A 14294-nucleotide genomic window follows, 5' to 3' on the forward strand; every position below is an offset into this window, starting at 1 on the left:
TTCAGGTCCGGAACAGGCCTCTCTGCCGCAGGCGGGACTACGTCAGCGTGTACCGAATCGGCAGGTGCTTGAGCCCACCGACAAAGATCGTGGCCATATGCTCGGCAGCCCCGGCCAATTCGATGGACTCGAGTCGGGGCAGCAGCGCACCGAAGAAGCTGCTGACCTCCATTCGAGCCAGCGCCGCCCCGAGACAGAAGTGCACGCCGTGGCCGAACGCGACGTGCCGGTTCGGATCCCGGCCCGCATCGAACCGGAACGGATCGGCGAAGACCTCCTCGTCGCGATTGCCCGAAACATAGGACAGTAGAAGCGATTCGCCCTCCGCGATCGGCACGCCACGCACGACGGTGTCCCGGCTCGCGGTGCGCATGAACTCCTTGACGGGCGTCACCCACCTGATCATCTCTTCGGTGGCGAGGGGCAGCAGCGCGGGGTCGGCCTTCAATCGCGCCAGTTCCTCCGGGTTTTCGATCAGCGCATGCAGACCGCCGGAGATCGTCGCGCTTGTCGTATCGTGCCCGGCCGTCGCAATGATCACGTAGTAGGACACGGTGTCCACATCCGAGAGCGGTTCGCCATCCACCCTGGCGTTGGCGATCGCCGAGGCCAGATCGTCGGTGGGATTCTCGCGGCGCTTCGCCGTCAACGCATTGAAGTACTCGAACATGTCGAGGAGCGCGACCAACTGCTCCTCTTTCGATGTGCCGCGCTGAAATTCCGCGTCGTCGTTGCCGAACAGTTCCTGGGTCAACCCGAGCATCCGCCCGAAGTCCGACTCCGGCATGCCGAGCAGCGACAGGATCACATACAGCGGAAAGTTGACCGCGACCTCCTGGACGAAGTCGCATTCCGGTCCGCGGGCCACCATCTTCTCGACATACTGCTGAGCCAAATCGTCAATGCGCAGTTTCATCGCGCGCATGGCTTTGGGCCGGAACCAGTCGCCGGCGATGGCGCGCACCACCCGGTGCTGCGGGTCGTCCATATGGATGAGCGTCCGCACGCCGACGTTCGCCTGCGCCTCGTCGGACTCCGCCGTCATCAGCACCGGCCGGGGATAGTTGGTGAATAGCGTGGGGTCCCGCTCGATCGCCATGATGTCGGCGTGTTTCGTTACCGCCCAGAACGGCTTGTAGCCCGGCACGTCGACCCAGGAAACCGGCGCTTCGGCACGCAAATGGGCCAGCGCCGCATGCAGTTTCGGTTCATCGGCGTATGCGCTCGGGTCCGCGAAAACCCCGGCCGCCGCGTCGATCACCCGCGTTTCCATAGCCCACTCCTCATCTCGGCGTCCGCCACTTCGCCGACGAACGGACACCCGCCGTGATTGATACCGAACAACGTACCGTATAGATTTCCGTAAGGCCGCCGTCCGAATGTCGCGGCCTTTGCCGACCATCGCAACGGAGCAAGCCCATGTCGGTGCTCGTGGAGCAGCAAGGTTCCGTGCTTGTCGTGACGCTGAACCGGCCCGATCAGCGCAATGCCCTCGACGCCGCGACCATGTCCGGCATCGGCCGCGCATTCGCGGCGGCCGAGACCGACGACGGCATCGCCGCGATCGTGCTCACCGGCGCGGGCGACCGCGCCTTCTGCGCCGGACTGGACTTGAAAGCGTTCGCCGGAACAGGGCGTGCACCCCTTCCCGTCGATGGACCCGGACTCGACGTGCTGTTGTCGCGAACGTATCCCAAGCCGGTTGTGGCGGCCGCCAATGGCAGCGCCTTCGCCGCCGGTTTCGAACTGCTCCTGGCGTGCGATCTGATCGTCGCCGCAGACCATGCGCTGTTCGGAATTCCCGAGGTGAAGCGCGGCTTGGTCGCAGCGGGTGGCGGAATCTCGCATCTGCCGCGCCGCATTCCCCTTGCCGTCGCCCTCGAACTCGGCTTGACCGGAGAACCGATCGACGCCGAACGCGCCTATGCGCTTGGCCTGGTGAATCGTGTGGTGCCGGGGCCCGAGGTCGGCGCGACCGCACTGCGTATGGCCGAGACCATCGCCGCGAACGCGCCCCTTGCCGTGCGATTCACCAAGCAGCACATGCACGCCGCCGTCTCGGGCAACGACGACGCTCGACGCGCCATGCACGACGGCCTTCCGAGAATTCTCGCCAGCGCGGACGCCGGAGAGGGTGCGCAGGCCTTCGCGCAGCGCCGGGCGCCCGTCTGGGCGGGGCGATGATCGGCGCCGAATACTGCTCCGCCAAGGTATCGCAAGCCTTGCCGTATGCCTTACAGTGACTAGCGTCGCACGGACCTGTGCCAACGACCCCGCGAGACGAGGAGCAGTGTTGTCCAACCTCACGTCGAGCGCCGATCTGGGTGCGCGAGAGTTCAACATCCCGACGATCGCCGACCTGGTTGCGGCCGCGATCCCGGACCGGGAATTCATCGCTTTCCGCGGCCGCCATCACACCTACGCCGACGTGGTCGATCGCTCACGCCGGCTTGCGTCGTATCTGCATTCGCGCGATCTCGGCTGCCGAACCGAGCGATCGGAGTTGGCCGGCCACGAAGTCGGCCAGGATCTGCTCGGCATCTACGCCTACAACGGCAACGAGTACGTCGAATCGATGCTCGGCTCGTTCCGGGCCCGCGTCGCACCGTTCAACGTCAACTACCGGTACGTGAAGAACGAACTGCAGTATCTGCTCGCGGACTCGGGGGCAACCGCCCTCGTCTACCACGCGGCGTTCGCGCCGCGACTCGCCGAGGTGTTGCCGGACCTACCGAATCTGCGGGTGCTCATCCAGATCGCCGACGACTCGGGCAATCCCCTGCTCGACGGCGCCGTCGACTACGAGACCGTCATCGCCGACAGCGCGCCCGAGCCGCCGGTGCAGCCGACTCCCGACGACCTCTACGTGCTCTATACCGGCGGAACCACCGGCATGCCGAAGGGTGTGCTCTGGCGCCAGCACGACATCTTCATGGGCGCTTGCGGCGGTAAAGCACTCGACTCCGGCGATGCGGTGGCGTCCTACGAGGAGATCGTGGCGAAAGCTGTCGCCAACCCGGGGATGCGAATCATGGTACTGCCGCCGTTGATTCACGGCGCGGCGCAGTGGGCGGCACTCACCGCGTTGACGTCGGGGCAAACCCTCGTCTTCTCCCCGGTGACCGACCACTTCGACACCGACGCGGTGCTGGCGACCATCGAAGCCGAACGACCCGCGGTGGTGACCACGGTCGGGGATGCCGTTGCCCGTCCGCTCGCGGCCGCGCTGTCGGGCACGGACGCCGATACCTCGTCGCTCATTCTCATCGCGAATGGCGGCGCGATCCTGTCCCCCACTGTCAAGGAACAACTGATCGCCGCCCTACCCAACGCGATCGTGCTCGACGGTGTCGGCTCGTCGGAGACCGGCTATCAGATGACGCACATGTCGGTGAACGGCGCGGTGTCGACCGGAAAGTTCACCGGAAGCACCGATACCCGCGTCGTATCGGAGGACAAGGACGCGGTGTTGGGCCCCGGACACGACGGCATCGGCTGGCTGGCTCAGCGTGGCTTCGTGCCACTCGGCTACAAGGGCGATGAAACCAAAACGGCAGCAACGTTTCCGGTCATCGACGGGATTCGCTATTCGCTGCCGGGTGACCGCGCATGCCTGCTCGACGATGGCTCGGTTCAGCTGCTCGGCCGCGACTCCGTGACAATCAATTCCGGCGGCGAGAAGGTCTTCGTCGAAGAGGTCGAGATGGTGTTGGCTTCCCATCCCGCGGTGGCGGATGTGGTGGTCGCGGGTCGGCCGAGTTCGCAGTGGGGCGAGGAGGTCGTCGCGATCGTCGCGCTTGCCGACGACACCACCGCGGACGGGGCCGAACTCATCGAGCACGCCGGACGATCGCTTGCCAGGTACAAACTTCCCAAGGAAGTGCTGTTCCGGCCCGCCATCGAGCGCAGCCCGGTGGGCAAAGCCGACTACCGGTGGGCACGCGAACAGGCCGCCGCCTCTGCCGAATAGCTCACGCACAGTCCACTGTTCGAGGGGGAAAGGAACTCCCGATATGCACGATGTGGCAATCATCGGCGTCGGATTGCATCCGTTCGGCCGGTTCGACGGCAAGTCGGCGATGGAAATGGGTGCGGATGCCATCTTCTCCGCCTTGGCGGACGCCGGACTGCGGTGGCAGGACATCCAATTCGCGGTTGGCGGCAGCTGGGAGATCGCGAACCCGGACGCGATCGTGAGCCGCGTCGGGCTGACCGGGATTCCGTTCACAAACGTGTTCAACGCATGCGCCACCTCGGCGAGCGCAATCCAGTTGTGCGCGGACAATATCCGATTCGGCAAGTACGACATCGGAATCGCGATCGGTCTGGACAAGCACCCCCGTGGCGCCTTCACAGCAGATCCCACTCTGGTCGGCATGCCGTCCTGGTACGCCGAGAACGGCCAGTACCTGACCACGAAGTTCTTCGGCATGAAGGCCAATCGCTATCTGCACGAGCACGATATTTCGCAGGCCACGTTGGCCAAAGTGGCCGCGAAGAACTACCGCAATGGCGTGCTCAACCCGAATGCATTTCGGCGCAAGCCGATTTCGGAGGAGGACATCCTCGGCTCGCCGATGCTGAACTATCCGCTCACCCACTACATGTTCTGCGCGCCGGACGAGGGCGCCGCCGCCGCGATCATGTGCCGGGCCGAGCTCGCGCACCGGTTCACGACCAGGCCCGTCTACGTGCGCGCGGTGGAAGTCCGGACGCGCAGTTATGGTGCCTACGAGGTGAATACGACCTGCGCGCCGGTCGAGGAGGATGTCTCGCCCAGCGTGTACGCCGCACGGGCCGCCTTCGAAACGGCCGGTATCGCGCCAGCGGACGTCGATGTCATCCAGCTCCAGGACACCGACGCCGGCGCCGAGGTCATCCACATGGCGGAAGCCGGTTTCTGCGCCGACGGCGAGCAGGAGAAGCTCATCGCCGACGGCGCGACCGAGATCGGCGGCTCGATGCCGGTCAACACCGATGGCGGCCTGATCGCCAATGGTGAACCGATCGGCGCATCGGGACTGCGGCAGGTGCACGAACTGGTGCGCCAACTGCGGGGCGAAGCAGGAGAACGTCAGGTGGGCGGAACGCCGCGTGCGGGTTTCGCGCTGCTGTACGGCGCTCCCGGTACCGCGGGCGCCACCATCGTCACGACCTGATCCGAGGCCCCCAGCACTGCCGACCTCAGGGCAGCACGCGCACCGGCACGTTGCCCCAACCCGCGACATTCTGCATGGTGACGCGCGTGCAGCCCGCCCAGTCCACCTCGTAGCGGGGCATGAAGTCGAGCATCCGCTCCAGCGCGATCGCACTCTCCATCCGGGCGAGCGCGGCACCGAGGCAACTGTGCACGCCGTATCCGAACGCGAGGTTCTGCGCCTGCTTTCGGTCGCGATCGATGTCGAAGGTGTCGGCGTCGGTGAACGCGGCGGGATCCCGGTTCGCCGAACCACAGACGAGGAACACCGGCTTTCCCGCCGGGATTGTCACCCCGTGGAAAGTCGACTCCTTCAACGCATAACGGACGTTGTACTGGTTCGGCGATTCATAGCGCAGTAGTTCCTCGACCGCGGCCGGGATCTTGCTTCGGTCGTCGAGCAGCTTCTGCCATTGCTCGGGAAAGCGCGCGAAGGTCACCGCCGCGCTGCCGACAAGCTTCGCGACGGTCTCGGCGCCGGCACCGCCGAGCAGCGAGGCGAACATGGCAATCTCCATGGTGCTCAGCGTCGTCCGATCGGCATCCGGACTGCCGAACTGCGCGAGCACCAATCGCGAAATCATGTCGTCCTGCGGATCGGCACGCCGCTGCTTGGCCAAGCCGTAGTAGAACCGCGCCAGATTCACCACTGCCTCGAAGCCTGCCTCGGACATCTCCACCTGGCCGATTTCGCGATGCAACAGTTCGTCGTTCCACAGCCGTACCTGCCGACGCGCTTCCTCGGGCACACCGAGCATCCGGGAGATGACTTCCATGGGGAACAGCGCCGAGAACTCCTCCACCACATCGAAAGCCGCGGGATCGACCGCGCCGAGAAACCGATCGATCTGTTCGGCGATCATCGGACGCATCGCGGCGATCGCCCGCGGCGTGAACACCTTGTTGACCAGGCTGCGCATCTCACGGTGATCGGGTGGGTCGAGCACGATGATCGACTTGTGCGCCGGTATTTCGCCATTGCGGACGGTCGCGAGATCTATCCCGCGTGCCGAGGAGAACGTCTCGAAATCCTTGTAACACATCGCGACGTCTTCGTGCCGGGTCAGCGCATAAAAGTCGTACTGCTCGCTGTAATAGACCGGCGCCTCCTCGCGCATTCGGCGGTAGAGATCGTAGGGACCATTGAAGAACTCCGCCGAAAACGGGTCGAACACGAGCTTGGTCTTCGTCACAGGGCCCTCCCGGATCGGGCGCGTCGCAGCAAACTATCGGTCTAGTTACCGTAAGCCATACTATATATTTCTCCATCGAGGTACAGGACCACTTCGACACAACCCCCGAAGGGTGTTGTCGGGATCACCCGAAGTGTTTACTGTCTTAGTTACAGTAGCGACCGATGCGGGCGGCCCCCGCCGGTCGCGACCAGGCATGGGAGGACGCGCGTATGGGATCCGAACAGCGCAGGATTGTCGTGGTCGGTGCCGGTTCCGGGATCGGCGCCGCCACCGCCGCGCACTTCCATACCCGCGGGGACCACGTCCTCGCCGTGGACGTCCGCGAAAACGAAACGCCGGCGGCCGAGCACCGGACATGCGACCTGCGGGACACGGCCGCCGTCGACGCGTTGTTGCACGACATTGGTTCGGGCTGGGATCTGCTCGCCCACGTCGCCGGTGTGCCAGGCACAGCTCCGCCCGCGGATGTGCTGACCATCAATTACCTCGGCATGCGGCTGATGACCGAAGGCATGCTGCCGCTACTCCATCCGGGTGGCGCGGTTGTCGCTGTCGCTTCCACCGCCGGGGCGGGTTGGGCGCACCGGACCGAAGTGCTGGAAGGGTTGCTCGGCGCCACCGACACGGCTGCCGTCGAATCCTGGCTGGCGACCCAGGATCCGTCCTACCCGGTCTACAACACATCGAAGGAAGCGGTAATCCTCTACGCGAAGCGGCTCGCCGCACCCGCATGGACGAAATACGGGGTGCGAATCAACACGGTCAGCCCCGGTCCCACCGAGACACCGATCCTCGCCGACTTCGAGCAATCGATGGGGGTGGACGTGCTCGACATGGTTCGCAGCACGGTGGGCCGGCATGCCACGGTCGACGATATTGTGCCGATCATCGACTTTCTCGGTTCACCGGCCGCGCGCTGGGTCACCGGACAGGACGTCTGGGCCGATGGCGGCTTCGTGAGTTCGATACTCGCCGGAACACCGATCGACATCTAGCGTCGATCGCCACCACGACCTTTGATTCGCAGCCCGAATCGTTTGGAAAACCTGGGAGGACAACTACGTTGACCGCAACCGATGCCCCACCGGCGCCGCGCCCCTACCATCGGCACGATATTTCGGTACATGACTTCTGGGACCGGGACTTCCGTTCCCGGGACGACGTGTTCGCCGACCTTCGGGCCGAGGACGGGCTGAGCTGGCAGCCGCCGGTCGAGGCGATCTTCCCGCACGAGGAGCCCGGCTACTGGGCGGTGACGCGGCACGCCGATATCAAGTTCGCCAGCCAACGCAATGACCTGTTCGGGTCGAGTTTCGGGATCAGTGTCGATCCGATGCCGGCCGAGATCCAACGCGGGATCTCGTTCTTTCTCTCGATGGACCCGCCCGACCACACCCGGTACCGCCGACTGATCAGCATGTCGTTCACACCGCGGCAGGTGCGCCGAATCGAATCCCAGATTCGCGACAACGCCACGGAGATCGTCGATCGGCTGCTCGATGACCTGCGGGCCGGAAGGGACGTCGATTTCGCCGCGGACTTCGCCACCAAACTGCCGATGCGAACGGTCTCGGACATGATCGGCATCGATCCGGCCGACCGCGAGAAGGTTGCCTACGCCGCGGAATGTCTGTTCAGCTCAACCGATGACGACTACGCCTCGCTGGAAGAACGTGCGACACACACGATGGCGCAGCTCGGCATCCTGACCAGCGCCGGAATGGAACTGGCCCAACGCCGCCGCGTGGAACCGCGCGAGGATCTGATGACGAACATCGTCAACGCCGAGGTCGACGGCCATCGGCTCACCGACACCGAGATCGGCGCCTTCATGGTCCTGCTCGGCTCGGCAGGCAACGACACCACCAAGCAGACCACCTCGCACGCCTTCCGCGCGCTTGTCGACAACCCCGATCAGATCGCCTGGCTGCTCGACGACTTCGACGGCCGGATCGACGGCGCGGTAGACGAATTCGTGCGCTGGTCAACTCCGGTGATCAGCTTCGCCCGCCATGCGCTCGTCGATACCGAACTCGGTGGGACGCCCATTGCCGCCGGCGAGAAGGTTGGATTGTTCTACTGCTCGGCCAATCGGGACGAAGCGGTATTCGAGCGTCCGAACGAGTTCGACATCACGCGCTCGCCCAATCCGCATCTCGGATTCGGCGGCGGCGGCGCGCATTTCTGCCTCGGCAGCCAGCTCGCGAAAATGCAACTGCGGCATCTGTTCCACGAGCTGCTGACCCGACTTCCCGAGGTAACCCTCGGCGAACCGGAGTACGTGCACAGCAACTTCGTGCACGGCGTCAAGCGGATGCCGATCGCGCTGGCCTGATAGGCGCCGGCGGCGACTTCACCGCTTTAGGTGAAGTCCGTGCCGCCGTCGACGTTGATGTTTGCCCCGGTCATATAGGAGTTGCGCCGCGATGCCAGGAACGCGACGACCGGGCCGACCTCGTCGGGCAAACCTACCCGCGGCAGGTGTGCGGGGTGGCCGAAGTGCTCGGTGATCGCCTCGGCCAGCCGATAGGGATCGGCGTCGCCGACCCCCACCGACTCGGCCCAACTCACCAGCGATTCGGACGCGACGCTGCCGGGCGAGACGATGTTGACCATGATCTCGTCCTTCGCCAGCAGCAGCGACAGGTTCTTGGAGATGCTGGTCACCATCGATTTGGCTGCGGTATATGCCGCAAGTGAAACAGTCTGCCGCTGTGTCGAACTCGCGGAGAAGTTGACGATCCGGGCCCATTCCGCCGCGCGCAACATGGGCAGCGCCGACTGCACGCAGTGCACCATGCCGAGCACGCCCCCGTCGAGCGCTGTTCGCCACTGCTCGTCGGTCAACTCCTCGACCGTGCCACGCACATCCGGTCCCGCCGCATTGACCAGAACGTTGAGCGTTCCGTCCCAGCGTTGCGCCAGCTCGGCGAAGACCTCCGCCACTCGGTCACCGTCGCGCATGTCCGCGACCAGCCCCACCGCATCCGGACTGCCGAGCGCGCACAGCTCGTCGACTGCCCGGTCGAGATCGGCACGGGTGCGCGCGAGTACCGCTACCCGGGCACCGTCCTCGGCAAAGCAACGGGCGGCGGCCAGGCCCATGCCTCGACCGCCACCCGCCACCACGACTTTCGCATCGTCGAACCCAAGATCCACTGCGCTACAGCGCTCAGACTTCGATCACGACGGCGCCACCCTGGCCACCGCCGGCACACATTGCGGCGACTCCGATTCCACCACCGCGCCTGCGTAGTTCGTAAATCAGCGTGGTGATCATCCGAGCGCCCGATGCCGCGATCGGGTGGCCGAGGCTGCATCCGCTGCCGGAGAAGTTCACCAGTTCCTCGTCCAGACCGTGCTCGCGGCACGCGGCGATCGGAACCGACGCGAACGCCTCGTTGATCTCCCACAGCGCGACGTCCGACGGCGCGAGTCCTGCGCGGTCGAGCACCTTCCCGATCACCTTCACCGCACCGAGTCCGCAGTCGCGCGGCGGCACGCCGGCCGCGGCCCAGGCCCGTACCGAGCCGAGGACATCGAGGCCCTCTGTCGCCGCGTACGCCTCGTCCACCAGCGCGACCGCGGCCGCTGCGTCGTTGATACCGCTGCTGTTGCCCGCGGTGATGGAGAATCCCTCGATCTCCGGGTGCAGCACCTTCAGTCCGGCGAGGCGTTCGATCGTTGTGTCGCGGCGCGGCTGCTCGTCGACGCTGAAGTCGACCAACCCGCTCGCGGTCTGAATCTTCATCGGGACGATCTCGTCGACGAACTTGCCGGCATCCATCGCGGCAATCGCGCGTTGATGCGAGCGCAGCGCCCATTCGTCCATTTCCTGCCGAGAAATGCCCACGGCCTTGGCCGTGTTCCAGCCGACGGTGACGGCCATGTCGAGCGTGGGGGCGTCCGGCGTCTCCGGATGGCTCGGCGGCATCCACGGTTCCTTGAAGGTCAGCTCCGGTCCGGGCACCCGCCACTTCATCAACGGCCCGGTGGACAGCGACTGCACACCGCCGGCGACGAGCACGCGTTCCATCCCGGAACCGATCTGCGCGGCGGCATTGCCGATCGCGGTGAGGCTGCCCGCGCAGTGCCGATTCACCGCCTGCCCGGGCACACTATCCATTCCCGTCGCGGCCGCGGCGTATCGGGCGAGATCGCCGCCACCGTAATGTGATTCGGCCAGAATAATGTCGTCGACCGCCGTCGGATCGATCCCGGCTCGCCGGATCACCTCGGGCAGGATGGTGGTTGCGAGGGTTTCCGACGGCGTGTTGACGAGCGCGCCCTTGAACGATCTTCCGATGGCTGTCCGAGCGGCGCCGACGATTACGGGTTTGGGCATGATTCTTCGACCTCGTGCGGGCAGGCTGCGCTTGGCAGCGTGGGTATGGTGCAGGGCGCGGCTAATCGTAGGATCTACCGTATGGCCAACTGTATAGTGTCGCGAGCGGGCTGTCAGCCCCTACCCGCGGCCCGGCTCGGGCACGTGGAAGTGCTCGTCGCGCAGCCGGAACGCCTCTTTCGTTCCGTGCTCCGCCCTGGTCTTGACGAAGTTGAACTCCCCCGGCGCGAATTGCAGGTTCGTTCCGTAGGCGTGGAAGAGATAGCTGGCCACCTCCTCACCCTGGTACGCCTGACTCTGCTCCACGAGGCGAAATGCTTCCTTGGCGATGACCACACCGTCGGCGGGCATCCTGGCCGCCTTCTCCGCCCAGTAACGCGCCCGTGCCGTGACCTCGTCCGGATCGCAGGTCTCGGTGAAGACGCCCAGGTGTTCGACCGCGGCGGCCTCGATGATGTCACCGGTCAACAGCAGGCGGCGGGCGAGCACGGGACCGAGGCGATGAAAGAACATGTGCAGGCTGCCGAGCGCGGGGCCGAGGAACCGGGTTGCGGGCATGCCGATCTTCGCGTCTCGCGCGATCACCGAGATATCGGTCATCAGCGCCATTTCGAATCCCCCGCCGAGCGCGAACCCGCCGATCTCCCCCACCGTCACCTTCGGAAAGCCGAGGAGATTGTGATAGAAACCGAACGACTTCCGGTCGACGGCAAGCCGACGCCGCTGACTCGGCCGGCTTTTCGCGCTCCGCGAGTCGGAATCCCCTGCCTGCGAACCATTCTTGCTGCCGTACCAGCCGTAGGCATTGTTCATGTCCGCGCCAGTGCTGAATACGCCCTCCGCGCCGCGGAGCAGGACCACCGTCAGGTCGTCGTCGTCGGCGACATCGTCGAGATGGTGAGCGAGGGCATCCCGCATCGCGGCATCGTAGGAGTTGCGTTGCGTGGGATTGTTCAGCGTGATCGTCGCGATCCTGCTGTCCCGGTCCACCTCGAACAACACGCGTTCGTCACGATTACCCGGATCCGTCATATCGTCAGTTCCCTTCTCGCGCAACGCGCCGCTTGCCGTATCGGTGACCGATGAGCTGCTCGGGCGGCAATGCAACCGCGTCGACCGCACCGATACACAGCACCTCGCCACCGAGCAGCAGCCGCGCCGTCGAGCTGATGGCTCGGTCGGTTCGACTTCGGGTGATGTCGAATGTCAGCTCGGCCAGGACTGGCGTCGGGCGTCGGTACCGCACGTTGAGCGATCGGGTCTTGCCGGAGGGCCCTGTCGCGCAGTTGTGCTGCTGAATGACACAGTCGAAGAAGACGCCGAGGAACCCGCCGTGCACGAGTCCGGGCGGCCCTTCGTACACCACTGGGAATGCCACCGTTCCGCGTGCCGATTCGCTGGCGACGTGGTCGAAGCGATACTCGGGAAAGGCGGCGTTGTAGGACCCGATGTCGAAGGCGTGATCGAGATAGATCCGGCGCGACTCGTCGAGATCGTCGCCTACCCGTGGCGCAGGATCAGTCGGCGCGACAGGCTCGAGCGCCCTCTCCCACTCGGCGAACCGCGCGACCATCTCGTCGACCGCCGGATGTGGCTGCTCGAGCGAGAGCAACAGGCCGGTCAGTCGGCGCATCGCGGCAGCGGCCGCGATCGTCTGTGCCAGCGGTTGCTCGCCGAACCGAACACCATCCTCGGTAGTGGTGATACTGCCGATTCCGGACGCGCCGGCCTGCTGTGTCGCGTCGGCCTGCCCTGTCATGGACCCTCTTTCCACGCGCTGGTCGTTCCGCCGACGGTCATTCCTTGCTAACTTGTCCAAAACAGTAACGGTATCGCCTACCGTATAGCTAACAGTATCCCCGGAAAGGTGCGGCACACAACGGTGAGCAGCGACGTCGAGAGCGATCCGGCCAAAGGAGCCGTCGTGGTGGAACGCGACGGTGCGCTGCTACGCATCACCCTCGACCGCCCAAGCGCGCGCAACTCGTTGAGCCCCGGCATGATCGAGACACTGGTCGGCACCCTCACCGCGGCCGCAGCCGATGATTCACTGCGCGCGATCCACATCCGGGGCGCCGGGGACAACTTCTGCTCCGGTGCCGACTGGCTGGCCACCAACAACGCCGACCGGCAACGGCCACGCTCGGGCGACCTCGTTCGCCGCATCCCCCATCAGTCGCACCGCGTGATCGAACTCGTCCACTCGATTCACTTGCCGGTGGTGTGCACCGTGCGCGGGTGGGCAGTCGGGCTCGGCTGCAACCTTGCGCTCGCCGCGGATTTCACGGTCGCCGCCACCAACGCCGTGTTCTGGGAGCCCTTCCTCGCCCGCGGCTTCAGCCCGGACTCGGGCGCCACCTGGCTGCTACCCCGACTCATCGGGATCGCGCGGGCCAAACGACTGCTTCTGCTGGGTGAGAAGGTCGGCGGCACGGACGCCGCCGACTGGGGATTGATCCACGCGTGTGCGCCGGACCTCGATCTCGATGCGACGGCCGAGGATCTCCTGGCCAGGCTGGCCGCGGGACCGACCGTCGCCATCGGCATGGCCAAGCAGGCCATCAACTTCGGGCAGCACGCCACCCTCGGCGACACGATGGCGCAAGAGCTGTTTGGGCTGGAGTTGTCTTGCCGCACCGACGATTTCAAGGAAGGGCTGGCGTCGTTTCGGGAACGGCGGCCGCCCGATTTCACCGGACGCTGAGCAGTACGCGCAGAGCCCATCGATGAAGGGGACACCATGTCGTTCGACACGATCAAATATGAAGTCGATGGCCATACCGCGACCATCACGCTCAATCGTCCCGATGCACTGAATGCGCTCAGCCCGCACATGATCACCGAACTGCGCAGCGCCTACGCCGAAGCCGAGAACGACGATCGGGTCTGGCTGGTGATCGTCACCGGCAGCGGACGCGCCTTCTGCACCGGCGCGGACGTCAAGGAAATCCCCGGCGACGGCAAAGTCGTCAACGAGCGCCCGTACCTGTCCACCTACGAGCAGTGGGAGGCTCCCCAGGAGGGCACTCCCCCGTACCGCACGATGGCCAAACCGATCCTGGCCGCGATCAACGGACTGTGCTGTGGCGCTGGGCTCGACTGGATCACCACCGGCGACATCGTGATCGCCTCGGACAAAGCCACCTTCTTCGATCCGCATGTCAGCATCGGGCTTGTCGCCGGCCGCGAGGTGGTGCGCCTGGCCCGAGTGCTGCCCCGTTCGGTCGCACTTCGAATGGCTCTGATGGGCAAGCACGAACGGATGAGCGCGCAACGTGCCTACGAGCTGGGCATGATCAGCGAGGTCGTCGAGCACGACAACTTGCTCGAGCGCGCTCACGAGATCGCCTCGATCGTCAATTCCAATGCACCGCTGGCGGTTCGGGGAACCCGACTGGCGATTCTGAAGGGACTCGACCTGCCGATCCACGAGGCCGAGATGCTCGCGGAGTCGTTCCGCGAGCGCGTCACCAGGACCGAGGACGCGCTGGAGGGTCCGCGCGCCTTCGTCGAAAAGCGTGCACCGGAATGGCAGTGTCGGTGAACGGCGGGTCGA

General features: G+C 65.4%; 13 protein-coding genes. 7 read left to right on the forward strand and 6 right to left on the reverse strand.

Features of this window, described 5'->3' with window-relative positions:
- Positions 1–37: 37 nt before the first annotated feature.
- On the reverse strand, positions 38–1273 hold the full coding sequence (locus tag OG921_RS19560) for a cytochrome P450 (protein WP_266114180.1): 1236 nt from the start codon (positions 1271–1273) through the stop codon (positions 38–40).
- 146 nt (positions 1274–1419) lie between these two features.
- Between OG921_RS19560 and OG921_RS19565 the strand changes: the two genes are divergently transcribed.
- From OG921_RS19565 to OG921_RS19575, 3 genes are all read left to right on the forward strand, one after another.
- Positions 1420–2184, forward strand: coding sequence for an enoyl-CoA hydratase-related protein (locus OG921_RS19565; protein ID WP_266114181.1), 765 nt, complete (start codon positions 1420–1422; stop codon positions 2182–2184).
- Between the two features lie 109 nt (positions 2185–2293).
- Positions 2294–3970, forward strand: a complete 1677-nt coding sequence (locus OG921_RS19570) for an acyl-CoA synthetase (RefSeq protein ID WP_266114182.1) — start codon at positions 2294–2296, stop codon at positions 3968–3970.
- A 43-nt stretch (positions 3971–4013) separates the two neighbouring features.
- Positions 4014–5159 (forward strand): thiolase family protein, encoded by a 1146-nt coding sequence (locus tag OG921_RS19575; protein WP_266114183.1) that lies wholly within the window; start codon positions 4014–4016, stop codon positions 5157–5159.
- A gap of 25 nt (positions 5160–5184) precedes the next feature.
- Here the strand turns inward: OG921_RS19575 and OG921_RS19580 are convergent, their stop codons facing one another.
- Entirely contained in the window at positions 5185–6390 is a 1206-nt protein-coding gene (locus OG921_RS19580) for a cytochrome P450 (protein WP_266114184.1), read from the reverse strand.
- Between the two features lie 212 nt (positions 6391–6602).
- Between OG921_RS19580 and OG921_RS19585 the strand changes: the two genes are divergently transcribed.
- Positions 6603–7388: a coniferyl-alcohol dehydrogenase gene (locus OG921_RS19585; protein ID WP_266114276.1), complete on the forward strand. Its 786-nt coding sequence runs from the start codon at positions 6603–6605 to the stop codon at positions 7386–7388.
- 68 nt (positions 7389–7456) lie between these two features.
- Positions 7457–8728, forward strand: a complete 1272-nt coding sequence (locus OG921_RS19590) for a cytochrome P450 (protein WP_266114185.1) — start codon at positions 7457–7459, stop codon at positions 8726–8728.
- Positions 8729–8754: 26 nt separating this feature from the next.
- On the opposite strand, the gene OG921_RS19595 is transcribed toward OG921_RS19590, so the two are convergent.
- The 4 genes from OG921_RS19595 to OG921_RS19610 all read right to left on the reverse strand — a co-directional run bounded on the left by OG921_RS19595 (position 8755) and on the right by OG921_RS19610 (position 12371).
- Positions 8755–9552, reverse strand: coding sequence for an SDR family NAD(P)-dependent oxidoreductase (locus OG921_RS19595; protein ID WP_266114186.1), 798 nt, complete (start codon positions 9550–9552; stop codon positions 8755–8757).
- A 13-nt stretch (positions 9553–9565) separates the two neighbouring features.
- On the reverse strand, positions 9566–10738 hold the full coding sequence (locus tag OG921_RS19600; RefSeq protein ID WP_266114187.1) for a thiolase family protein: 1173 nt from the start codon (positions 10736–10738) through the stop codon (positions 9566–9568).
- Positions 10739–10858: 120 nt separating this feature from the next.
- Positions 10859–11770: an enoyl-CoA hydratase/isomerase family protein gene (locus tag OG921_RS19605; protein ID WP_266114188.1), complete on the reverse strand. Its 912-nt coding sequence runs from the start codon at positions 11768–11770 to the stop codon at positions 10859–10861.
- 4 nt (positions 11771–11774) lie between these two features.
- On the reverse strand, positions 11775–12371 hold the full coding sequence (locus OG921_RS19610; RefSeq protein WP_266114277.1) for a hypothetical protein: 597 nt from the start codon (positions 12369–12371) through the stop codon (positions 11775–11777).
- 249 nt (positions 12372–12620) lie between these two features.
- On the opposite strand from OG921_RS19610, the gene OG921_RS19615 reads away from it, so the two are divergent.
- Together OG921_RS19615 and OG921_RS19620 are read left to right on the forward strand one after the other, a co-directional pair.
- Positions 12621–13442, forward strand: coding sequence for an enoyl-CoA hydratase/isomerase family protein (locus tag OG921_RS19615; RefSeq protein ID WP_266114189.1), 822 nt, complete (start codon positions 12621–12623; stop codon positions 13440–13442).
- 36 nt (positions 13443–13478) lie between these two features.
- Positions 13479–14282, forward strand: a complete 804-nt coding sequence (locus OG921_RS19620; RefSeq protein ID WP_266114190.1) for an enoyl-CoA hydratase/isomerase family protein — start codon at positions 13479–13481, stop codon at positions 14280–14282.
- Positions 14283–14294: the final 12 nt, after the last annotated feature.

This window comes from Aldersonia sp. NBC_00410, from assembly GCF_026342035.1.
Taxonomy (GTDB): domain Bacteria; phylum Actinomycetota; class Actinomycetes; order Mycobacteriales; family Mycobacteriaceae; genus Aldersonia.

Bases quoted from the DNA above. Each gene is read 5' to 3' on its own strand.
- OG921_RS19560 (WP_266114180.1), bottom strand. From the start codon at position 1,273: ATGGAAACGCGGGTGATCGACGCGGCGGCCGGGGTTTTCGCGGACCCG.
- OG921_RS19565 (WP_266114181.1), top strand. From the start codon at position 1,420: ATGTCGGTGCTCGTGGAGCAGCAAGGTTCCGTGCTTGTCGTGACGCTG.
- OG921_RS19575 (WP_266114183.1), top strand. From the start codon at position 4,014: ATGCACGATGTGGCAATCATCGGCGTCGGATTGCATCCGTTCGGCCGG.
- OG921_RS19585 (WP_266114276.1), top strand. From the start codon at position 6,603: ATGGGATCCGAACAGCGCAGGATTGTCGTGGTCGGTGCCGGTTCCGGG.
- OG921_RS19600 (WP_266114187.1), bottom strand. From the start codon at position 10,738: ATGCCCAAACCCGTAATCGTCGGCGCCGCTCGGACAGCCATCGGAAGA.
- OG921_RS19605 (WP_266114188.1), bottom strand. From the start codon at position 11,770: ATGACGGATCCGGGTAATCGTGACGAACGCGTGTTGTTCGAGGTGGAC.
- OG921_RS19610 (WP_266114277.1), bottom strand. From the start codon at position 12,371: ATGCGCCGACTGACCGGCCTGTTGCTCTCGCTCGAGCAGCCACATCCG.
- OG921_RS19620 (WP_266114190.1), top strand. From the start codon at position 13,479: ATGTCGTTCGACACGATCAAATATGAAGTCGATGGCCATACCGCGACC.